Here is a 596-nt window from a genome sequence, read left to right as displayed (position 1 = left end):
TGAAGTTCAGCGCGACCGCCAGTTATAGTAAGCGACTACAGCCCATTCCATACATTTACGTCGTTTTGCGAAATACTAAATGTATGGAAAGTACATCGACTCGCAATCACAATACTCCACCGCTACTTGGGGGTTAAACTCTCAAGTCCGCTTGTATCGACTCCTTCTAATGCATGTTTTTCAAGAAGATATGTCTCTGAGCGCTCATTGGCTTTGCGTTGTTCAATCAGTTTTTGCTGCTCTATTGTTATTCGGGTTTGACGCTCAATTGCTTCCTGTTCTCTCTCACACTGTCTGAATCCATCAGACCAACCTTGAGCATACTTTTTATCAGAGTTAAATCGGGAAATGTCTTTCTTAAATTCATCAAACAAGCTTCCAGCCGCTTTGTATCCACTGTGACACCCGTCATCAAAACCCTCTGCATATTGAACAGGAAACCCTTTGGCCACCATATTGTCTTTCGTGCTTGCGCAGCCTAAAAGCCCCAAAGTGAATAAAGAGATAACGAACACATTACATTTAGACATTATTTTCATGAAGAATACCTTCGTTTAGCATGGGTAATCAGATTAAAGTCTAGGCAATGGAGTTCG

General features: G+C 41.8%; 1 protein-coding gene. It reads right to left on the bottom strand.

The window, feature by feature from the left end; all coding sequences use genetic code 11:
• Positions 1-122: 122 nt before the first annotated feature.
• Positions 123-539, bottom strand: a complete 417-nt coding sequence (locus R7P74_RS27865; protein WP_318123909.1) for a hypothetical protein — start codon at positions 537-539, stop codon at positions 123-125.
• Between the last annotated feature and the right edge of the window lie 57 nt (positions 540-596).

This window comes from Vibrio sp. 2033 (assembly GCF_033339735.1).
Note: the sequence above shows the minus strand (reverse complement) of the source record. Positions and strands in the feature narration are given on the sequence as shown.

Bases quoted from the DNA above. Each gene is read 5' to 3' on its own strand.
- R7P74_RS27865 (WP_318123909.1), bottom strand. From the start codon at position 539: ATGAAAATAATGTCTAAATGTAATGTGTTCGTTATCTCTTTATTCACT.